The sequence below is a fragment of the Flavobacteriaceae bacterium genome (assembly GCA_014075215.1).
Classification (GTDB): Bacteria; Bacteroidota; Bacteroidia; order Flavobacteriales; family Flavobacteriaceae; genus Polaribacter.
Genome location: CP046177.1, coordinates 811,839 through 832,445 on the forward strand (window position 1 = coordinate 811,839; position 20,607 = coordinate 832,445).

The 20,607-nt window shown below is 32.9% G+C and carries 22 protein-coding genes; 8 read left to right on the forward strand and 14 right to left on the reverse strand.

The annotated features are described in order from the left end of the window. Positions 1–453: 453 nt before the first annotated feature. The 8 genes from GKR88_04070 to GKR88_04105 form a co-directional block, all read right to left on the reverse strand. A complete protein-coding gene (locus tag GKR88_04070) occupies positions 454–789 on the reverse strand; it encodes a hypothetical protein (protein ID QMU63532.1) in 336 nt (111 codons plus the stop codon). Between the two features lie 343 nt (positions 790–1,132). Next, positions 1,133–1,609, reverse strand: a complete 477-nt coding sequence (locus GKR88_04075; GenBank protein ID QMU63533.1) for a hypothetical protein — start codon at positions 1,607–1,609, stop codon at positions 1,133–1,135. 5 nt (positions 1,610–1,614) lie between these two features. Further along, entirely contained in the window at positions 1,615–2,568 is a 954-nt protein-coding gene (locus tag GKR88_04080) for a hypothetical protein (GenBank protein QMU63534.1), read from the reverse strand. Positions 2,569–2,974: 406 nt separating this feature from the next. Next, positions 2,975–3,295, reverse strand: coding sequence for a hypothetical protein (locus GKR88_04085; GenBank protein ID QMU63535.1), 321 nt, complete (start codon positions 3,293–3,295; stop codon positions 2,975–2,977). Between the two features lie 54 nt (positions 3,296–3,349). After that, entirely contained in the window at positions 3,350–3,670 is a 321-nt protein-coding gene (locus tag GKR88_04090) for a hypothetical protein (GenBank protein QMU63536.1), read from the reverse strand. 187 nt (positions 3,671–3,857) lie between these two features. After that, positions 3,858–4,406: a hypothetical protein gene (locus tag GKR88_04095; protein QMU63537.1), complete on the reverse strand. Its 549-nt coding sequence runs from the start codon at positions 4,404–4,406 to the stop codon at positions 3,858–3,860. 280 nt (positions 4,407–4,686) lie between these two features. Next, entirely contained in the window at positions 4,687–6,465 is a 1,779-nt protein-coding gene (locus tag GKR88_04100) for a hypothetical protein (GenBank protein QMU63538.1), read from the reverse strand. Next, the gene (locus GKR88_04105; protein QMU63539.1) at positions 6,462–7,211 is read right to left on the reverse strand and encodes a hypothetical protein; all 750 of its coding nucleotides are present in this window, start codon (positions 7,209–7,211) and stop codon (positions 6,462–6,464) included. The genes GKR88_04100 and GKR88_04105 overlap by 4 nt, the downstream gene beginning before the upstream one ends. Before the next feature lie 159 nt (positions 7,212–7,370). Between GKR88_04105 and GKR88_04110 the strand changes: the two genes are divergently transcribed. Then, complete coding sequence (locus GKR88_04110; GenBank protein QMU66638.1) at positions 7,371–7,718, forward strand: helix-turn-helix domain-containing protein; 348 nt, start codon at positions 7,371–7,373, stop codon at positions 7,716–7,718. 163 nt (positions 7,719–7,881) lie between these two features. Here the strand turns inward: GKR88_04110 and GKR88_04115 are convergent, their stop codons facing one another. The 4 genes from GKR88_04115 to GKR88_04130 are packed head-to-tail and all read right to left on the reverse strand — an operon-like array spanning position 7,882 to position 10,667. After that, positions 7,882–8,394 (reverse strand): hypothetical protein, encoded by a 513-nt coding sequence (locus GKR88_04115; protein ID QMU63540.1) that lies wholly within the window; start codon positions 8,392–8,394, stop codon positions 7,882–7,884. Further along, positions 8,384–9,670 carry a hypothetical protein gene (locus tag GKR88_04120; GenBank protein QMU63541.1) on the reverse strand — a complete coding sequence of 429 codons (1,287 nt, stop codon included), beginning with the start codon at positions 9,668–9,670 and terminating at the stop codon, positions 8,384–8,386. The genes GKR88_04115 and GKR88_04120 overlap by 11 nt, the downstream gene beginning before the upstream one ends. A gap of 12 nt (positions 9,671–9,682) precedes the next feature. Continuing rightward, the gene (locus tag GKR88_04125) at positions 9,683–9,937 is read right to left on the reverse strand and encodes a hypothetical protein (GenBank protein ID QMU63542.1); all 255 of its coding nucleotides are present in this window, start codon (positions 9,935–9,937) and stop codon (positions 9,683–9,685) included. After that, positions 9,909–10,667, reverse strand: coding sequence for a hypothetical protein (locus GKR88_04130; protein QMU63543.1), 759 nt, complete (start codon positions 10,665–10,667; stop codon positions 9,909–9,911). The genes GKR88_04125 and GKR88_04130 overlap by 29 nt, the downstream gene beginning before the upstream one ends. A 1,589-nt stretch (positions 10,668–12,256) precedes the next feature. Between GKR88_04130 and GKR88_04135 the strand changes: the two genes are divergently transcribed. From GKR88_04135 to GKR88_04150, 4 genes are read left to right on the forward strand one after another with little or no spacing between them, the layout of a single operon-like run. Further along, a complete protein-coding gene (locus GKR88_04135) occupies positions 12,257–13,015 on the forward strand; it encodes a hypothetical protein (protein ID QMU63544.1) in 759 nt (252 codons plus the stop codon). Continuing rightward, positions 12,987–13,241, forward strand: coding sequence for a hypothetical protein (locus tag GKR88_04140; GenBank protein ID QMU63545.1), 255 nt, complete (start codon positions 12,987–12,989; stop codon positions 13,239–13,241). Before GKR88_04135 ends, GKR88_04140 begins: the two co-directional genes overlap by 29 nt. Positions 13,242–13,243: 2 nt before the next feature. Then, a complete protein-coding gene (locus tag GKR88_04145; protein QMU63546.1) occupies positions 13,244–14,569 on the forward strand; it encodes a hypothetical protein in 1,326 nt (441 codons plus the stop codon). After that, the gene (locus GKR88_04150; GenBank protein ID QMU63547.1) at positions 14,550–15,158 is read left to right on the forward strand and encodes a hypothetical protein; all 609 of its coding nucleotides are present in this window, start codon (positions 14,550–14,552) and stop codon (positions 15,156–15,158) included. The genes GKR88_04145 and GKR88_04150 overlap by 20 nt, the downstream gene beginning before the upstream one ends. Before the next feature lie 79 nt (positions 15,159–15,237). Here GKR88_04150 and GKR88_04155 read toward each other — a convergent pair whose 3' ends face one another. Together GKR88_04155 and GKR88_04160 are read right to left on the reverse strand one after the other, a co-directional pair. Beyond that, on the reverse strand, positions 15,238–16,233 hold the full coding sequence (locus GKR88_04155) for a transposase (protein QMU63548.1): 996 nt from the start codon (positions 16,231–16,233) through the stop codon (positions 15,238–15,240). 401 nt (positions 16,234–16,634) lie between these two features. After that, positions 16,635–16,946 (reverse strand): helix-turn-helix domain-containing protein, encoded by a 312-nt coding sequence (locus GKR88_04160; GenBank protein QMU63549.1) that lies wholly within the window; start codon positions 16,944–16,946, stop codon positions 16,635–16,637. A 141-nt stretch (positions 16,947–17,087) separates the two neighbouring features. Between GKR88_04160 and GKR88_04165 the strand changes: the two genes are divergently transcribed. From GKR88_04165 to GKR88_04175, 3 genes are all read left to right on the forward strand, one after another. Continuing rightward, on the forward strand, positions 17,088–18,644 hold the full coding sequence (locus tag GKR88_04165) for a hypothetical protein (GenBank protein QMU66639.1): 1,557 nt from the start codon (positions 17,088–17,090) through the stop codon (positions 18,642–18,644). Between the two features lie 89 nt (positions 18,645–18,733). Then, positions 18,734–19,666, forward strand: a complete 933-nt coding sequence (locus GKR88_04170) for a tyrosine-type recombinase/integrase (GenBank protein QMU63550.1) — start codon at positions 18,734–18,736, stop codon at positions 19,664–19,666. Continuing rightward, on the forward strand, positions 19,653–20,540 hold the full coding sequence (locus GKR88_04175; GenBank protein QMU63551.1) for a tyrosine-type recombinase/integrase: 888 nt from the start codon (positions 19,653–19,655) through the stop codon (positions 20,538–20,540). Before GKR88_04170 ends, GKR88_04175 begins: the two co-directional genes overlap by 14 nt. Positions 20,541–20,607: the final 67 nt, after the last annotated feature.

Genomic DNA, 20,607 nt, shown 5'->3' on the forward strand with positions numbered 1-20,607 from the left:
TTTTTAGTGAGCCGACACAGGTTTTTTTTGCGATTTTCCGCAATTATTTTGACAAATCTTGCGCCTAATTTAAGATTTTATGACCTAAATTTTTGTTCTTATTTTAAGGCTGAATTATTTTTTGGTTTTAGGCGTTTTACTTCTCATTTCTCTCTAAATATTGACTGTTTTTTGACTTTGAGTTATTAACAATTACGCCATTTTGTCGGTGTTGGTTGGTTGTGGTTCTGCAACCCATTTTATAAGCTGATTTTTGTCAATTTATTAGCAAAATTGATTTTTATGCTCCGAAAATCGGAGTATTTTTTTGGGCTTTTTTTCCGCCAAAGGCGGTGGGGCTTTTTTTTTGGGTTTTCAACCCATTTTTTTAGTTTTTAAACAAACTATTTTTGATATTTTGGCAAACTCAATACAAGTTTTAGGCGGTTCTTATTTGTTCACTTTTTTGTCAATTTAGTATTTGATTTTTAAAAGCAATTTTAAGCCTGTTTTTTGCTCTTTTTTAGCCGTTTTTCGGCTCTCAGATTTAGGGTTTTGTTTCTGTTCTTTTTTGTACTTTTTCTTCTCTTTTTTGCTTTGGTTTTGAGCTGTTTTTGGTTTCGTTTTTCTGTGTTTTTCGCCCCCACAAAAACCCCTGAAATGAGGGCGGAATGGGGCGGAAAACAAAAACAAAGAAAAAACGGAAGAAAGATAGGCGTATAAAGGGGTAGAGAAGAAAAAAAGGAATGTTAATAACTTTTTTGTTTTCGGTAAATTTTGGGGTGTGAACGGAGCAGGTTTTAAAACCAAAATAAAATAACCGCTTTAGAACAGGTATTGCAAGCGTTTTTGTAAACTGTAATTTGCTAAAAACAACGAAAAAAATATCTTAATTTCTTAAAATAGTTTTTTTCGTTGTTTTACTCACAAACGCCACTAGCAAATGCTAGCGGTAGCGGTTGCGTGACATACTAGGACGAGCAGGGGATAAATCTATACTTGAACAGAATAGACTTTTTGATGATTTAGATGAAGAAGATAGAAAAACAGTTTTTAAAATAGTAGACAAAATGCTAACTACTAAAAAGTTCAACACATTTTTTCAAGAAAATTTACAACAATAAAAAAACCACCCGAAGGTGGTTTTCATTACTTAATTTCTTAAATTAAAGTATAAAGACATTAATGATTTCAATTGATTTTTTTGTTCACAATGTGAATAAAAACTATTGTGATATACTTTATCATTTAAAGTAATGTCTATATTAACTTTATTAAATGAATGAACCATTTCATTACATCTGTCATTATTAATTTCGGATATAATTTCTGGATTTCCTAGAAGGTTATCTATATTAGATTTATCGTCTTTCAAAAGTTTTTGCCTCTTACTTTTTTTACAATCTTTGCCTTTATAATACAATTTAATAGCTCTATGCTTTCCTCTTTCTTTCCATATAATAACAATTTTGCCTGTATCATCAAAAATTGATATCCATTCACTTTTCTTTAAAGAACTAGTTTCTTTATTAATCAATGAATATGCTTTTATACTATCTGTCTCATACCTATTTTGAGAATAAACATTTGAGCATCCTAGTAAAAATAAAAATAACATATAATTTCTCATAATCTTTATCTTAAATATAATGGAACTTGCCAAGAAATAGTTCCTGGAATTGCTACTCCACGACCTGCTGGATTACCTCCGTGGCTAGAACCATCTCTGTAAAATCTAAAACTTCCAGTCGTTACTCTTTGATATAAATTTGTTAATTGTATTGCATTTAAAAATTGATTACCTCCTGCATTGTATCTAGTTAAACCGTGACCTAACAATTCGTGAGCCAATAATTCTCCAGCAGATGATGTTCTATTTAAAACTCCTGCTCCTGTTGAATTATCTCTATAATCTGTTATAGGAACAGTAGAGTTCATAATAATAACTGTGTGTGAGCCAGCTGTTGTTCGATAATTAAACCCTCCACCAGTTGCTGTCGAAGGTCTTCCTGCCAAACCTTCATCAACTTCTTTTCCTGTGGTATAACCATTAATCCTACTTAAACCTGATTTCAACTTTTCTCCTCTCTTGACTGCTTCAACTGTATGTATTTCTGATGAGTTAACAGCATCAAAATAACCTTGTGCAAGAGCTTTCTCATCAGTACTCGAATTCTGCGTAGCATCATCAAAATCACTCTGTGAAATTCCTTTAAATTTCTTACCCTTTTTCTTAAACAATCTTGCTAGTTTTTTGTTATTCCTAAAAGTCTTTCTTATTTCTCTTTTTACTCGTCTAGCAGATTTTCTCGACACACCTTGTATACTATCTCCATTAATCTCTTTAAAGAAAATAGGGTTATTAGCAGAAAAATGATAAGGCGTAACAGCATAATACTTTTCAGCAAACCTATCTATTTTATTAAAACGTCCTAAAGCTGGGTCATAATCTCTCCATCCAAATGCGTAAGTATCTTTTCCAAGCTCTTCCTCTTTTTCTTTTCCTTGATAAGTTTTGTACTTATTTTCAGTACCATTCACCACATTATTGTACCCTTTATGTTTCAGTCCAAAAGGATATAACTTTATGCGTTTTTTTTAATAAAAGCCCATTTTTTATCGCTTATACCTGACAAAAACAGATTTTTTTAAGAACGTCCTCACTTCATGACCATTGTAAATATATGATTTTATGATTAAATCCGCACTCCAAAAACCCAGTATTTTCGTTCCTCAAAACCCCTGTGTTTTTTCCGTTTCCTTTCCCTCGATATTTGTACATAATTGGCATTATAATACAAATTCAGGAGTTTACTATTTGATCGGTTCTTCGCTTGTAAGTTATAATGTAAATTATGTAAAATACTCCAGGCTCATAGCTACCTGAGCGCACAGTGGAACTAAGATTGATGATAATAGCTTTGATTTTTAAGTAAAAAAGTCGTATTTTAGCTACGACGTCTTAGAGGACTAAAATCGTTTGCTAAGTAAGAAGTTATCTTTTAATTAGGTAGCTTCTTTTTTTATGCTCTTTGTGAAGACTAGCGCCCTTCGGTTGCTTCATTTTAATACTTGTCGATTTTTCCCCTGGCTTTTTTCCACCTCTAAAAAATCGCCAATTATTAAAACGGTTTACCTCCGTTTTAAAAAGATGAGGATTTATAGAAAGGGTTATAGCAGGGAGATAAATCGTCAGCTTTTTAAAACCGACAAGCGATAGTGCGTTCAGCATCGGAACTACATCGTTTATGGTAAGTTCTTCCCTCTGTGATATCTCAAGTGTTTTCCGTACTGATTTTAAAAACTGTAAACTCATTTTAGGATTGATTCCGGGTTGTAAATCTATTTTAGGATTTAGCTAAAAAAACGGTCAACTCATTTCAGGATAATAGCCCACTATGTATTTCCCTTTTTTTGATTTAACCGTACTGTTTATAGAGGCCAACGCCGATTGAGTGTTCTGCGTTGTACGCAAAACCAGCGCAGCGAAAGCGCAGCGCCAAAGCCGACGTGGACACATTGTCTGCGAACGATTAAGTGAGCAGCGTGGACGCGCCACAAGCATTTTTTTTCTCCTTATTATAAAAATAATAAATCGATTAAAAAAAAATGCGCAGTAGGCTTTGGCACCAGCGGCTGCGCCCGATAAGCAGCGGTGGATTTTTGTAGGCGACCCATAGGAGCCTAACAAAAATACAGAGGAGCTGCGAGTGAGCGGAGCAGAAGCAGGGAGGCAGCAGCTTTTTTTTGGACAAAAACGGCTGTAAGCCGATGTATTTTTTTTTGGCCAAAAAAAAGTGCTGCACAGAGGGGCGTAGCGAACACCTTATAACCCCTTTTTATTTGAAGTTCAATGTCTTTCTTTTGAAAGATAAAAGCTACTCTTTTTTTTCTTTAATTTGATATACATAAGCTGTTCTTTTTTTTCCTACAATTTCTACCAGCTCTCTGTCTACCAATTCGCTTAAATGACGATACACCGAGCTTTTACTTTTTCGTAACACTAAAGCTGCTTGTTTACTTGTAAAAACCATATCATAAAATTGCCAGTGAATTTCTTTGTAAAACCAACGAGTACTTGCCGGTAATAAAATATCTTGCTCTTTTAACTCCAATTCGTTTTGTAAAAAATAAACGGCATTATTTAAATCTTCTCTTACTGTATATAATCGCCCATATTTATCCTGATCTCTGTGGAGTTCATTTAAAACAGTAAAATTCTTTGTGGTTTGATTGATTAACTCTAAATGACTTTTACTAAAACTCCCGGTTTTTTCTAATAATTTATGATAAACATTGATTACTTGACGTGTTGGATAGATCAGTTTGATAATCAAGTTAAAGTCTTTTATATGATACTTTCTGTATTTGATCTTTTCCATTTTTACGTAGCGTTTTACTGCCTGCTTTTTGTAGCTGGGTTTCATAATCTATTTTGTTTAAAAAGTTTGTAAAGTCTAAAAGTCAGGAAATAGTAAGGTTGGAGATACTAACTTTTAAAAGGTGTTTTTTGTAAGAATTGTGATTGTTTTTCCTAGCGTTTTAGGTTTCTTTTTCTTAGTGTTTTTGATAGCTTTTTTTATTTCCCTAATTACTCTTGTGCTGGGTAACTGGGTCGCTGCTAGTTTACTATTTGATTCTCAGTATTTTGACCGACCCACAATCGACCCATAACTGACCCATAACCGACCCAAAGGTGTAGTCTTTTTAAAGTTTCTTTTTATAGGTTTGGATTTGTTGGTATAAATTTCCTCTTATTTCTGCTCGTAATTTTTCAATATTATCCCAATAGGTAATTTTATAACCAAAGGTATTTCTATTTCTTGTGCTGCTTTTTTGGAGGTATTCCAGTTCCAGCAACTCATTAAAATAACGTTGCGCTTGACTTTTACTGATTCTAAATTCTTGGCGGATTTCTCTTTGGGTAAACTCATAGCTTTCTCCTTTATTTTTGATATACTTCTTTAAATTCTCATAGAACTGTCTAAGTATACCATCGAGTTCATCGGTCTTTAATACAATACTTTCAAACATCAGATCTACAGCTAGTTCTAAATCTTCCAGTTGGGTAATTAAAATAGTTTCATTATCCGAAGCGATTCGATTCCTTTGATACTGATGTAACAATGTGATTTGTTCTATAAAATCGTGGAGCATTTGGGTAAGTCTCCTACGTTGCTGGGTGCTTTTTGGTAGACTTAGCCTGTAGTTGTTTTGTACCAAATAGGGTTTTAGGCAATACACTATATTTTGAATTTCTTCTACGGCTTGTTTTTCCTGTCCATCTGTAATAGTCTTTGCTGCTTTTTTTGCCATATACTCCAGGACCTTTTCTGTCTGAGCTTCGCTCTCATCAATAGCAATGACAAACACTCTACTTTGATTGTCTTCATAAATTCTAAACTTTGTGGTGGCCACTAATGAAGCAATAGGACCATAGACAACTTTCTCGCCACTTTTTATAGCACCTGTCAGCTCGTTTTTTAAACTCACACTACTGCCTAATCTTCCACTACTTTGTAATTCTCTCCAGGCTAGCTGAGCTTCTTCTCCTAAACCGTCGTAATCTTCCAGGACAATCCCGCAATGCGCTAAATCGTATTGTCCGTAATTATAAAAACTCTTTTCACTCACCCTGGTAAAGCGTTTGATCTTGTGCCCATTGTACATACAGTCGGCCACTTTTTTTATCAAATGACTTTTACCACTGCCTGAGGTTCCTTGTATCATAGCGTGTAAGGTGTTGTGCATTTTATGACTTAAAATAATATTGAATAAAAACAAGGCCTTTTTTTCTTCGCCTATAATACCTGTTTGTTGGAGTTTTTTAGAGAGTATTTCTATTAAGTTTTTGGCTTTTAAAATAGTAATAGCTTTTTGTTGCTCCTCTTTTGTCAGTACTCTTAGCACTGGTTTTTGGTCCTGTTTCTCTTGAGTAATTTGTATTTGTTCCAGTCGGTGGTTTTCTAAGCCTTGGGTTATCTCGTTAAAGGCTTTGCGTAAAATGCTCGTTCCTGTTTCTAACTTCTCTGCGCAGGTTCTTACAAATTTCTCTACACGCTCGCCATGGTATAGATCTATGGTATTTCTTACAGGAATATGGTTTGGATTGTGTTTGTTATGTACTACCAGGGTAACTTTAAGTGCTCCTAAATTCTTATGGTCCAGTTTTCCTAAAACTTGAACTTTTAGGTGTTCATCTTGGTAGATACTTTGATGAAGTTCTATTTTGAGTGAGGATTTAGGTGTTAGTTTGTTAGGAATTAGTGCAGGTTTTCGTTGGTTAAAAAAATTAGTAAATATCTCAGAGCTGTGGCTGTCTAATAACGAATTAATATCCTCGCCCTCTAAGACAGGCACTTTGCTGGTCTGTACACCGGGATGCTTTTCTCTGAGTTCCAAGGCATATTTATTAGTGGCATTAACACCAGCTTGGTCGCCATCGAACCACAAGATGATTTCCTGGAGCTCTTGTAATTGGCTCACGGCCACCGTGTGTTCTCCAGTGATACCATTGTTCCATAAGCTGCTAAAAGTGCTGTGTCTTTGGGTAATCTAAAATGTTGTTGCAATGTAACTGTATCGATGATGCTTTCAGTAATAATCAAACAACGTGTCTCTGCAGAGGGATAACCCGGATAAAGACCTTGCCTGTTTTTGGTGTAATAGTGTTTACATTTTGCGTTATCGTAAATACTTCTGCCGTATAATGATACGATCTGCCCGTCTTTGTTTTTCAGCGGAAAGATGATACAGTATTTTAAGGCGTTATACTCTTTATCATTGGGGTTAAAAGCAGCTTCTAAATTTTTATAGTCTAAATATCTTGTTTCTAAATACGTTTTTGCTTTGCTGCTTTGTCTTAATTTGGATTGTAGTTTTTTAAATACTTCAGAATAATTAATCGTTTTTACCGGAGTGGTTGTTTTCGGTTTGGAGGATACATCATTGCCTACGGGTGCTACCCAGTTGGCGTAGGGTTGTAACCATTCTAAAGTTCTGGGCAGTTCCCAACTGTAAAACTTTTGAACCAGCGTAATTACATCCATCGTGCCTGCAGAACAGTTGCCACTAAAACAGGTAGCGATTTGTTTTTCTTTTGAAAAGGATAAACTTGGTTTCTTGTCTTTATGGAATGGACACAGACATTGCCCTTTGTTGTTTATCTGTAATCCCAGTTCTTTGCCAATCTCTAAAATATCTAATTCCTTTTTTAATGCGCCAATGTCCATTGTTGATAAATATATTATTTGCTTATACGCACAAAATAAAACAAAAACGCAAAAGGAAACAATACACGGTATTCAAATTTTATGAACAATCGCAAAAATAATCAGCATAAAGAGTGCGTAATTACTATATTTGTATTGTTAATAAATAACAAACGCACTATGAATTTTCATCAGAGATTAAAAAAATTACGCACTCAAAAAAGCCTTTCTAAAAGCGATTTAGCTAACAAAATTGGTGTACACTATTCGCAAATTGGACGTTATGAAGATAAAGGATCTATGCCTTCTGCTGATGTAATGACTAAATTGGCTAACTCTTTGGAGGTTACATCTGATTTTTTGATGAACGGTAATACCGATGAATTTGCAGAAAATTCTCTAACAGATAAAGAGCTTTTAAATCTTTTTAAAACCATTGAAAAATTACCTAGAGAAGATAAATCTGTAGTAAAAATATTCTTGGATGCCTTTATTACCAAAAAACAAATTCAACAAATCGTAGCTTAAGCTTAAAAACCACAAACATTTTATTTAAAAAGGAATGTGGTTTTTTATTATATGTTTATCCTGTTTACTCGCTAACGGCACTCGTTACAAAACGAGTGCTAGTAATTCTTTCTTTCATAGCTTAAAAAAGCCACAACACCTATATGCTGTAGCTTTTTTACTTTTACAAATTTTCTGATTTACTCGTTTTATCTAATAAGTTCCAGAGATAAAATTTTTTCATATATTTTTTTATCGCCAATATTGGATATATCATATCTCCAAGCTGCTCATCTTTATCTTGTATTCTATTTGAGATAAGTAAAACATCATCGTAAATCATACTAGAGTTAGTCAAGAAGTAATTGAAGTTCCAATTTTCTTTACTTGATTCAAAATATGTTTCTCTGTAATCTTCATGAATAATTTTTTTAATTTCTATCATTAATTCATCTATTTTAGAGTGAATATTTGAAGAGCTTTCACATAAACTTGCTTTTTCATCGTTTAACTTTTCAGCTTCTTGAAAATCTTCTATGATTGATTGAATTTTCAATAGGTTTTCTTCTTGTAGCTCTGTAAATTCAACAAAATAATTATTCAATGAATCGTAATCAATATTGTAATATTCTTTCTTTCTAAAAATATCTAGTGCGCTATCAAAAAAGTTCAAAATTTTTCTCATTTTAATTTTCATTATCACTTTTAGTTGATAAAATTTTAATTATTATAAGCCCTTTTACATCGTCAACTAAACCGAAGGGATTTATCCAATTATCAATAAACCTACCTACTTTATTATCTCCTATAATTGTCTTTCCCAAATTAGCAGCTTGTTCTGTATCTGGTTGACCTGGTAAAGTAGTTGCTTTTTTTAAGCTACTAACTAAAGTGTCAAAGTCGCCAGTACTATTACTGCTATTATTATTTTCTGAATTACTATCACTAGTGTTTGCAGAAGTCTCTGAAGAAGCAACTGTCACTGCCCCTATAGTGCCCGCTGAATTAGCTTTATCATAGAAAATATGGCTTCCATCACCTGAAGCTTTTTGAAAATGATCTAATCCTTTTTTACCTGTCTCAACCCCTTGTTTGTTTTTTAAGGCATGCCCTTCGTGCTTAACAATTTTCTTCTTAGGATTAGCAGATTTATAGACTTTTTTAGCTTTTCTTATACTACTACCATCTGTAGTCTTAAATACACTCTTCTTATTCTTCAAAAGCTTTTGAGCATGTTTTCTAGTTACAGGTTTAAGTTGTCCTTTAGCATTTTTTGCAGCATATTTTACACCTTTTTTCGCTAGTGCGCGTAGTATAGCTAATACAGGGTTTTCTCCATTTTTCTCATGAAAAGCGATAGGGTTATTAGCAGCATATACGTAACCTCCTTGTGAAGCATAACTTTCTGCTTTAGGATCTATCGTTGTAAATTGACCAATTGTAGGGTCATAGAAACGAGCTCCATAATGGTACAAGTTAAGTCCTAACTCATTTTGTAACTCTTTTCCATTGAATTTAATCTTCTGCGCGGTACTATTCCCATTGGAAGAAACCACGTTATTATACCCTTTATGTTTCAGTCCAAAGAGGAAATAACTACGTCTTTTTAAATCACTTTTCTTTGAGGTCAATGTTTTTTTATTCCAAACTAATTTTGGTTCAGTATTTTGATGATATTTTAATTTTAGACAGCCCAATTTTTTAAAAACTTTTTGTAAAAAGAATTGTTTCAAAGTTACAAAATAATAACGTACTGAAAAAAGAAAAAAAACCTGCGAAGCAATGCAAAATTTATTTCTGCAAATACAGAAAACAAAAGCCCAAAAACAACTCGCCTTTGGCGAAAAAAAAAAGAAAACAGCCCCACCGCAAAGCGGTAAAAAACCTGTATTGAGCTTGTCGAAATAAGCCCAATCGCCTTTGGCTGAAAAGCCACAAAAAAAACACGCCGTTAGGCGTGTTAAAAGCAATATATAAGTGAATAGCTAATGATTAAATTCTTCGTTTAAACGGTAGGTTTTCATTCCCCAGTGGTCTGTTCCTGTGCAAAGAACAGCTTTGTGTTGTATCAGCCGATGCAGTACCTTATTGATTAGTTTTTTGCTATGTACGGTATCATAAGCAACCTGCTCGGAAGTAAAACAATCTTGGTCGTAAAAATCCAACAAATCGCCGTAAAGTTCCCAAATGATTTGTTTGTTCTCAAAATCGTTAAAAGTATCTTGGTCTAGTGTTTTCATCCGTCTTCGTTTGTGGTTTTGATGCCTCTTCGGTTTTTACTATTTGATAGCGATAACAAGCCCCTATTTTACGACAACGTTTTATTTTGTGTTCTTCTTTAAATTGGTTTAAAAACTGATTTACGGTACTACGGTCTATGGCTGTTTTCGCAAAAAGTTCTTTGGTTTCAAAAGGTTCGGTAGGAAAATATTTAAGTATCAATATCCATACCTGCTCTTTTTGATTGATGCGTTGCTGTTTGGGTTGTTTATGTTGTAATTTAAAAAGTTTAAAAGTGGTTAAAAAATATTCATCATTAGTTTGTAAAACATCGCCCATTAGTTCAGGTCTGTTGGTGCTTCGTATCATAGCAAAGGTTTTTACCCAATCTAAAAACAACAAAGCCTGTTGTTTGTGATAGGTCTCAAAAATTGCGTTTACGTAATCCGTATTGTGAAAAATAACTTTGATGTTTTTTAGTTCATCAAACAAAAGCGGAACGGTCTGTAAAAAATCATTCTCTACATTTTTTCGTAATTTAAAAATCGATTTTTCAGTGAGTTTTGTAAAATCAAAATTGGCTTCACGTGTGCGTGTGTGCGTGCGAGGGTTTTGATTTTGTTGTCCTCCTACTGTCAATCTCTTTGTTTTAGGGAGTTTAAGGGTTGGAATAGGGGTTTTGGCTAACTGACCGACTGCATTTGAAAAAGGAACGGCGTTTTGCGAGGTTTTTGCATTAAAAGTTTCCATAAAAAAGGGTTTTAAAAGATTAAAATAAAACGCTAAATAAGGCAAAATAAAAAAGCAAAAAAGAAAGAAATATACACAGAAAAAAAAGACGAAAAGCCCCATTCCGTCCTCATTTCAGGGGTTTTTGTGGGGGCTTTTTTTTGTGTTTTGGGTTTGGTTTTTTAGTTGTTGGCTTTGGTTTTTTGCTTTTGTTTTTAGGCTTTTTTCAGACGCTTATTGTTCCAAATTTCATTTTTTTTATTGCCGTAGGCAAAAGGGCTTTTTTTTTGACTGGAAGAGTCATTTATTTATTCATTTTTTAGCCGATTATTCGGCGTCATCACGCCAAAGGCGAGTTGTTTTTTTGAGGGCTTTTTACCGCTTTGCGGTGGGGCTTTTTTCTTTTTTTACACTGCTCCGCAGGAGGTGTTTTATTGGGTTTTCGCTTGTGGTTCTGCGACCCATTTTACAGGTTTATTTTTGTTGATTTATTGGCAAAATTGGTTTTTTTGCCAAAGGCAGACGAACGTTTTTTATTACTGCCGTAGGGCAGTAAAAAGCTTTTCTTTTTTTTGATCGGACTATTTTTTGACTTTTTTCGGTTTTATCACAAAAAATAAAATCCGTTTTGGTGCTTATTTCGACAAGTTCAATACAGGTTTTTCAACGCCTTGGGGTGGAGTTTTTTTTCTTTTTTTGCTCTGCTCCGCAGTGCAATTTTTGGAGCTTTTTCGGTTGTAATTTTGTATGTTAATTTTTTGCCGATTTATCAACATTTTTTGCCCTATTTTTTGATTTTATCACAACGAATAAAATTCGTTTTTGGGCTTTTTTTACCACTTTGCTGTGAGCTTTTTCTTTTTTTTGCACTACTTCGCAGGGCAATTTTTGGGGCTTTTTTCAGGCGTTTTTTGTTCCAAATTTCATTTTTTTTATTGCCGTAAGCAAATAGTTTTTTTTGATTGGAACGGTCATTTATTTTTTCATTTTTTGAGCCGATTATTCGGCTTCATCACGCCAAAGGGGAGCTGTTTTTTTGGGCTTTTTTACCGTTTTGCGGTAGGGCTTTTTTCTTTTTTTTACTCTGCTCCGCAGGGGTTTTTTATTGGGTTTTCGCTTGTGGTTCTGCAACCCATTTTACAGGTTGATTTTTGCCGATTTATTGGCAAAATTGGTTTTTTTCGCCAAAGGCAGACGAGCGTTTTTTATTACTGGCGTAGGACAGTAAAGGGATTTTATTTTTTTTTGCACTGCGAAGCAGTGCAATTTGGGGGCTTTTTTTTAGGTTTTCAACCTAATTTATTTTAGTTTTAAAACGAACTATTTTTGATTTATTTTTGGGCTTTTAAGCTGTTTTTATTTGTTCCTTTTTTGGTCAATTTGTTATTTGATTTTTAAAAGTAATTTTAAGCCTATTTTTTGCTCTTTTTTGCTTTGGTTTTGGGCTGTTTTTGGTTTTGTTTTTCGGTGTTTTTCGCCCCCACAAAAACCCCTGAAATGAGGACGGAATGGGGCTTTTCGTCTTTTTTTTCTGTGTATATTTCTTTCTTTTTTGCTTTTTTATTTTGCCTTATTTAGCGTTTTATTTTAATCTTTTAAAACCCTTTTTTATGGAAACTTTTAATGCAAAAACCTCGCAAAACGCCGTTCCTTTTTCAAATGCAGTCGGTCAGTTAGCCAAAACCCCTATTCCAACCCTTAAACTCCCTAAAACAAAGAGATTGACAGTAGGAGGACAACAAAATCAAAACCCTCGCACGCACACACGCACACGTGAAGCCAATTTTGATTTTACAAAACTCACTGAAAAATCGATTTTTAAATTACGAAAAAATGTAGAGAATGATTTTTTACAGACCGTTCCGCTTTTGTTTGATGAACTAAAAAACATCAAAGTTATTTTTCACAATACGGATTACGTAAACGCAATTTTTGAGACCTATCACAAACAACAGGCTTTGTTGTTTTTAGATTGGGTAAAAACCTTTGCTATGATACGAAGCACCAACAGACCTGAACTAATGGGCGATGTTTTACAAACTAATGATGAATATTTTTTAACCACTTTTAAACTTTTTAAATTACAACATAAACAACCCAAACAGCAACGCATCAATCAAAAAGAGCAGGTATGGATATTGATACTTAAATATTTTCCTACCGAACCTTTTGAAACCAAAGAACTTTTTGCGAAAACAGCCATAGACCGTAGTACCGTAAATCAGTTTTTAAACCAATTTAAAGAAGAACACAAAATAAAACGTTGTCGTAAAATAGGGGCTTGTTATCGCTATCAAATAGTAAAAACCGAAGAGGCATCAAAACCACAAACGAAGACGGATGAAAACACTAGACCAAGATACTTTTAACGATTTTGAGAACAAACAAATCATTTGGGAACTTTACGGCGATTTGTTGGATTTTTACGACCAAGATTGTTTTACTTCCGAGCAGGTTGCTTATGATACCGTACATAGCAAAAAACTAATCAATAAGGTACTGCATCGGCTGATACAACACAAAGCTGTTCTTTGCACAGGAACAGACCACTGGGGAATGAAAACCTACCGTTTAAACGAAGAATTTAATCATTAGCTATTCACTTATATATTGCTTTTAACACGCCTAACGGCGTGTTTTTTTTGTGGCTTTTCAGCCAAAGGCGATTGGGCTTATTTCGACAAGCTCAATACAGGTTTTTTACCGCTTTGCGGTGGGGCTGTTTTCTTTTTTTTTCGCCAAAGGCGAGTTGTTTTTGGGCTTTTGTTTTCTGTATTTGCAGAAATAAATTTTGCATTGCTTCGCAGGTTTTTTTTCTTTTTTCAGTACGTTATTATTTTGTAACTTTGAAACAATTCTTTTTACAAAAAGTTTTTAAAAAATTGGGCTGTCTAAAATTAAAATATCATCAAAATACTGAACCAAAATTAGTTTGGAATAAAAAAACATTGACCTTAAAAAAAAGTGATTTAAAAACACGTAGGTATTTCCTCTTTGGGTTACAGCACAAAGGGTACAATAATGTTGTGAATGGTACTGAACATCCATACACATACAATGGTAAAGAGGAGCAAAACGAATTAGGTTTAAATTGGTTAGATTATGGTGCTCGAAATTATGATGCTGCTTTAGGTAGGTGGATGAATGTTGACCCACTTGCTGAACATTATTATAATAACACACCTTACAATTATGTAAACAATAACCCTCTTAACTTTATTGACCCTGATGGTAGGTCTGGAATTGCAGCCATTAAAAAAGATGAAGATGGTAATGAATATGTAGAAGTCTCTGCTAAAATATATTTTTATGGAGACCAATCAAGCGATAAATTTGCAAGCTCTACAGCATCAAATATCCAAAAAATGTGGAACGACGCAGGCGGAACAATAGATATAGATGGTAAAAGTTATTCTGTTAAGTTTTCTATTAGTGGAGAACACGTAACAGAAAAAGAAGCTACTAAACTCGCAGAAGACAATGGAAATAATGCTGAAAATAATTTTGTTAGAGTGACAGACGGTACTGATTTAAGTTTTAAATCTTCATTTTTTGATACACCGGGTAATAGTGGATTATTCATAGCATCTGAAATGAAAAATGGTTCGACAGATGCACACGAATTTGGACACGGACTTGGATGGTTTGAAAAGGGAGAAGCAGATGGTGGTAGACACGACGTTAGTATTGATAAAGGAGTTCCTGGTATAATGTCACCAAGAGGAACACCTGTTTCTGATAAATATGGTTACGGAGGTCAGCCAGCTGGAAGTAAAACTATGAGTCCTTATAGAAGAAAAGTTTTAGCCTCTGACGTTACTAAGCTTAATATTGATACTAAAACTCTACAATCAAACGGTAAGGTGAATGTTGGTACAGCAACAAATAATATTTATAATACAAATGGAACAATTAAAAATTAAAACAGTGAACTATTATTCTATACTTGTATTATCTATTATTACAGTTTTATTTACGAACTCTTGTAAAAGTCAAGAAAAGTTAGAACTGAATGACTTAGGCACTGCATTAGAAAAAAAGAAAGAAGTTGTTATTCTTAAAGTAAAAAATGAAAACAGATACAAATCTTTTCCTTTAGAGGTGTATGACTTATCGAATTTAGAAATATTATCTTTTACAGGTTCACAATGTGATACACGCAATGAAGGTTGTTTAAATATAGATAAGTTGCCCGATGGAATTAAGAATCTATCGAAGCTTAAGGAGCTATATTTAGTAATGAATAACATCAAATATTTAACAAGTGATATTAACAAACTAAACAACCTTAAAGTCCTTGATTTATCGAATAACACTAGTCTTAATTTAGATAACTTAAACAATGAGTATATAGAAATATTGAATCTAAATGAATGTTATTTATCTAGTCCACCAAAATCGTTATATAAAATGAAGAATTTAAAAACTTTAGGCTTAGAAGGTAATACGATAGATAAATCTGAAATTGAAGAGTTACAAAAGAAACTACCAAAATGTAAAATATATTGGTAAGTAAGTTTTTTGAAAAATTATAAACCCCAGGTATTCTATGATAAAAACAAGTAAAAGTTGAGATATTATTTTTACTAATTTATGCAGCAAATTTAAAAGTATCTACATAGGGTGTTTGTCGTTTGACAACGGCAAACACTCTTGCTATTAATTTGTTTCTAATAATGTTAACGGTACTCATTTTACTTTTGCCTTGTTTTATTCTTTTATGATAGTATAATTTCATTTCTGGGTTATGTTGTATAGCAGAAATAGCGCACATATTAATAATTGCTTTCAATTTTTTATTAGCCAAATGAGAGACTTTTGTACGTCCTTTAATACTAGTTCCAGATTGGTAAGGAAAAGGAGCAACACCACAATAAGAGGCAAACTTTCTCCAGTTTTCAAATTTTGAAAAATTGTCAGTAAACACAATCATCATTATAGCAGTTTGCATTCCTATACCTTTAACACTAGTAACAAGTTTATAGGTTTCTTTTAACATTATATTTTGGTCAATAATAGCTTGCATTTGAGTATTAATCTTGTGTATTTGTTTGGTTAGTTCTGCAATCATTTTTTGTTGAACGTCAAAGATTATTTTATACTCTTTTGCTTTATAAATTCTTTTTTGTTCTTTCAAAGTAACTTTAAAACCAGCTCTTTGTTTGTTAAGTTTTGTCCTTAAAGATAAGAGACTTTTTAGTTGTAATATACTTCTTTTAGGTAGCTTACTGGGTTTAAGTTCTTCTTTTAATCGATACCCATATAGAGCAATGCGTTTGGCATCAATTTGGTCATCCTTTCCACGAGCAATACCAATAGATCTTTTAATTTCTAAACCAGAAGCTATGAAAAAAGATAATTTTTGTTCAGTTAAAGACACAGATAATAAATGAGAGTACATTCCTGTATGTTCAAATACAAACATGGTTTCTTCTTTAGAGAAAGACGAATTTTTAAAACTCCACTTTAGCATTAATTTAAATCCAGATTTACTGTTCTCAAACTGTTGAACAATTTGTTTAGAATAGATACAAACATCAATTAATAATTTACTGACATCGATTCCGATAATTTCATTTGTTTTCATAATTTTGTAATTAGATATTAATAATAGTTACTTAAACTAAGACCTTTAATAAGGGCAGAAACTGAAATTCTATATGGTTCTAAGTAACTTTTAAAAAGAACGGAGACTAATACGGGGGATGGCTCTAAAAAGCTAGCTGGCCGCTAAAGTTCACTCCGTTCTTTTGTGTTTTTGGTTATCAACAAAATAAGAGTTATTAACAAAGAAAAAAAGAAGCAAAAAAAGAAATTTCATCATAACTATTATGTTTTTATTTTAAGTAATTATTTCTATTTGCTAATCTAAAGGATGGTGCTAGTATGTCACGTACTGGCTACCGCTAGAATTTTTCTAGTGGCGGGTAAGAGTAAGAAATAATTATACAAAACTACAGACATTGTAAAAATGTTTGTGGTTTTCTTTTATACAAACTTTTTAATAATGGCTTTTAGCAGGGTTCTATCCTCTGTGGGTAAGTTCTGTGCTTTTTGTAAAAGCTCATTGAGTTCGGTATCATTTTGCTTGTAAAGTCCGCAAAGAATGTCTAGGCTTACCTCTAATTTTTGAGCCAATGCAATCGCTACATCAAGCTTTGGTACTACTTCTCCTCTTTCATAACGTGCAATATTACCTAGCCCTATCCTTAAATGAGTAGCCAATTGCTTTTGAGTGAGCTGTTTTTGAGTTCTATAATGCTTTAGATTTTGGATAAAATCAGTAAGATTTGAGTTCATAAAAAAGAAATTTAAAAAAAGTTTGTGTGTATTTCTGTATAAAAATAAGGGGTTTTAGTGTGGTATCCAGATATGGATATTGATTTATTATTCATTTATGGATACCTTAGATTTATAAACAATTTAAAAGAGTATCCAAATATGAACATTTTAGATACAGAAAACCCAAATAATTATCAGTACAAGACAAATCATTTAGAAATTCATATTCTAGGCGGATTAAGAACTAATAAATTAGAAAGTTTACGAGTAACGTTATCGGTTCAAAAGCTGAAATCAAATAACGCTTCGACAAGCTCAGCCCATAGCATTCTAAGACATAGTATTGATTTATACAACGATAACCAAGTAGAAAAGTTTGTCAGAAGAATAGCAGAACGTTTAGAGATTGGGACGAGTGTCGTCCGCAAAGTTTTACAAGAACTTACGCACGAGCTAGAGAACTATCGTTTTTTACTACTACAAAAAGAAACAGAATCAAACAAACCATTTATAAAAGAATTAACTGCTAGTGAAGAAAAAGAAGCCATTGCCTTTTTAGAAAGGGAGAATTTGCTAGAGAGAACTAATAAGTACATTGGAACAAGCGGCGTGATTGGAGAAGAAACAAATAGACTTCTGATGTACTTATTATTTACTTCTCGTAAAACAAACAATCCACTTCATTGTATAAGTTTGGGAAGTAGCGGAGTTGGAAAAACACATTTGCAATCTAAAGTTGGAGAACTCATACCACAAGAAGATATACTCGAAGTCACTACACTCTCTGCCAATGCCTTATACTACTTTGCAAAAACAGAACTCTCTCATAGAATTATTTTGATAGAAGATTTAGACGGCGTACAAAAAGTATTATACACCATTCGAGAATTTGCCAGTAAAAAGTGGATAAAAAAAAGAGTAGTCCATAAAGATAAAAACGGAGTAAGTAAAACCATTCCCTTAGAAGTACAAGGACCTGTTTGTATTGCAGGAGCTACCACACAAGAAAGTATTTATGAAGACAATGCCAATCGTAGTTTTTTACTCTATATAGATGAAAGCTCAGAACAAGACAAACGTATCATGGATTATCAACGACTGGTTATTGCAGGAAAAATAGATGAGACAGAACAAATAAAAGCTAGAGAAGTTTTACAAAACGTACAAAGAATATTAAAACCCATCAAAGTAATTAATCCCTATGCAGAACACTTATCTCTTCCATTGTCAGTGTTTAAACCTCGACGTACAAACAGTCACTATTTGCAATTTATAAATGCCATCACATTTTATCATCAGTATCAAAGAGAACAAAAAGTAAATAAGGAAACTGGAGAAGTTTATATCGAGACAGAAATCGAAGATATCAAAGAAGCCAATGAATTAATTATTGATGTTTTACTTAGAAAATCAGATACACTTACAGGAGCAGTTAGAAATCATTTAGAGAAGTTGAAATTGTATCTTAAAGAGAAGAATCAAATCAAGTTTACAAGTTCCGAAATCCGTAGAAACTTACGAGTAAAAGAAACCACATTAAGACGTTATCATAAACAATTACTCTTAGAGAATTACATCAAGAAAGTACAAGGTGAAAAAGGACAGTTATATCATTTTGAAATTGTTGACATGAAAGAATATAGTGAACTCAAAGACCTGGTAACAAAGTCACTAAATAACTGTATCGAACAGATAAACCTCGCCACTACGCCATAGGTTCGCCACAACAGAATGGCGAAGTTAAGTATTACATACACAATTTGTTATATCTACTTCGCAACCAAACTTCAAAAAAGGTCAAGCACATGAAAAAATTAAAGCTATACAATGAGAGTTATAAAATATTTGTTACCAATTATAAAGAGTGGTTAGATATCTTAGGCTATGCAGAAAGTACAGTCTATTACTTGCCAAATCATCTACAAGAATTTTTCTATTACCTAGAACAAAATCATATTAGAAATATTAGTTACATCACAACCCAAACTGTAAAAGATTATTACAATTATTTACAGCAAAGAGTTAATGAAAGAAGAAGCGGAGGATTGAGTAAAAGCTATCTAAACAAACACCAACAAGCCTTAAAGAAGTTTAGAGAATATCTACAAAATCACAATCATAAAGGAATTAATATACATCTAAAATCAGAGAGAAACCCCACAGAAGAAAAGACAAATATATTAACGCAATCAGAAATCAAGGCATTATTCAATGCTACTAAGTATAGCCACCAGTACGACCATTATCGGTTAAGAGATAAAGTAATTCTTGTGATATTTTACAGTTGTGGATTACGTCGAAATGAAGCTGTTCATTTAGATATTAGCGATATTTTTTTTGATAAAGAAAGAATACTAATAAGAAAAGGAAAGAATTATAAAGAACGTTTTGTACCCATCAATCGAAAGAATGCAGAAATACTGGAAGACTATATGTATGAATCCAGAGATTTATTTAACCCAAAGAACACCGAAAGCTTATTTGTCAGTAAGCAAGGCAAAAGAATGGGCGGAATGAGTTTAGCGAACCGGTTACAGAAGATTGTACAAGCAAGTAATAACAAAGAGATTGTAGAAAAAAGAATTACACTTCACACATTAAGACATAGCATTGCAACCCATTTATTACAACAAGAAGTAAAACTAGAAAGCATCAAAACCTTTTTAGGCCACAGTTCTTTAGAATCCACACAGATTTATGTTCATTTATTAAAAATGATAAAAGATGAAACAGTATAAAGAATATTTAGAGAAAGAAAATTACAGTACAACAACCATTAAAAGCTACTCAAATCAGATTGATAAATTTATCACTTGGTGCAAGAAAAATGATACATCTGCAGAAGTTATTGAGTATGAAAACTGCATGAAATATCTAAAACATTTACAAAGAAAATACACCAATAAAAGAACTGTAAATCATGCCTTAGGCATTGTAAAAAATTACTTGAATTATTTAGTAAGTGAATGTTATAGAACAGACAATCCTATAGAAACAACCACAATCAAAGGAGTTAAAAAAGTAGTGAATCACAATTTATTAGAAGCCGACGAATTAGAAGATTTGTATTATTCATATCAAACAGAAAACATCACCGATCCTTACCACAGATTAACAGCAAAAAGAAATAAAATGATTGTTGGATTGATGGTTTATCAAGGATTAAACACAACAGAACTTATACATTTAGAAATCGAAGATTTACAACTTTACAAAGGAAAGATTTATATAAAAAGTGGCGCAAAAAGTAACAGCAGAACTTTAGAATTAAAATCGTGGCAAGTCATCCAATTTTTAGAATATATAAAAGAAGTCCGAGAAGAAATCATTGATAAAAAACACATTGTTAGCGAAAGAGTTTTTATACCAAACAACAAACGATTAGGAAATACAATCTATCACATTTTAAAGAAGTTAAAGAAGACAAACAACAAAGTAAATAGTTCAAATCAAATACGAGCTTCTGTGATTACCCATTGGTTAAAACAATACAATCTAAGACAAGTGCAAGTCATGGCAGGACATCGTTATATATCTTCTACAGAACGGTATCTACAGGATGATTTAGAATCTTTACACGAAGTTGTAAATAACTTTCATCCCATACAATAAAGCTTCGCTCGTCCTTCGTCCTCGCTTGCTAAAAAACCAATTAAGGGCGGTTATAAGGTGTTCGCTA

Bases quoted from the DNA above. Each gene is read 5' to 3' on its own strand.
- GKR88_04075 (QMU63533.1), bottom strand. From the start codon at position 1,609: ATGAGAAATTATATGTTATTTTTATTTTTACTAGGATGCTCAAATGTT.
- GKR88_04085 (QMU63535.1), bottom strand. From the start codon at position 3,295: ATGAGTTTACAGTTTTTAAAATCAGTACGGAAAACACTTGAGATATCA.
- GKR88_04095 (QMU63537.1), bottom strand. From the start codon at position 4,406: ATGAAACCCAGCTACAAAAAGCAGGCAGTAAAACGCTACGTAAAAATG.
- GKR88_04105 (QMU63539.1), bottom strand. From the start codon at position 7,211: ATGGACATTGGCGCATTAAAAAAGGAATTAGATATTTTAGAGATTGGC.
- GKR88_04110 (QMU66638.1), top strand. From the start codon at position 7,371: ATGAATTTTCATCAGAGATTAAAAAAATTACGCACTCAAAAAAGCCTT.
- GKR88_04115 (QMU63540.1), bottom strand. From the start codon at position 8,394: ATGAAAATTAAAATGAGAAAAATTTTGAACTTTTTTGATAGCGCACTA.
- GKR88_04125 (QMU63542.1), bottom strand. From the start codon at position 9,937: ATGAAAACACTAGACCAAGATACTTTTAACGATTTTGAGAACAAACAA.
- GKR88_04130 (QMU63543.1), bottom strand. From the start codon at position 10,667: ATGGAAACTTTTAATGCAAAAACCTCGCAAAACGCCGTTCCTTTTTCA.
- GKR88_04135 (QMU63544.1), top strand. From the start codon at position 12,257: ATGGAAACTTTTAATGCAAAAACCTCGCAAAACGCCGTTCCTTTTTCA.
- GKR88_04140 (QMU63545.1), top strand. From the start codon at position 12,987: ATGAAAACACTAGACCAAGATACTTTTAACGATTTTGAGAACAAACAA.
- GKR88_04150 (QMU63547.1), top strand. From the start codon at position 14,550: ATGGAACAATTAAAAATTAAAACAGTGAACTATTATTCTATACTTGTA.
- GKR88_04155 (QMU63548.1), bottom strand. From the start codon at position 16,233: ATGAAAACAAATGAAATTATCGGAATCGATGTCAGTAAATTATTAATT.
- GKR88_04160 (QMU63549.1), bottom strand. From the start codon at position 16,946: ATGAACTCAAATCTTACTGATTTTATCCAAAATCTAAAGCATTATAGA.
- GKR88_04165 (QMU66639.1), top strand. From the start codon at position 17,088: ATGAACATTTTAGATACAGAAAACCCAAATAATTATCAGTACAAGACA.
- GKR88_04170 (QMU63550.1), top strand. From the start codon at position 18,734: ATGAAAAAATTAAAGCTATACAATGAGAGTTATAAAATATTTGTTACC.
- GKR88_04175 (QMU63551.1), top strand. From the start codon at position 19,653: ATGAAACAGTATAAAGAATATTTAGAGAAAGAAAATTACAGTACAACA.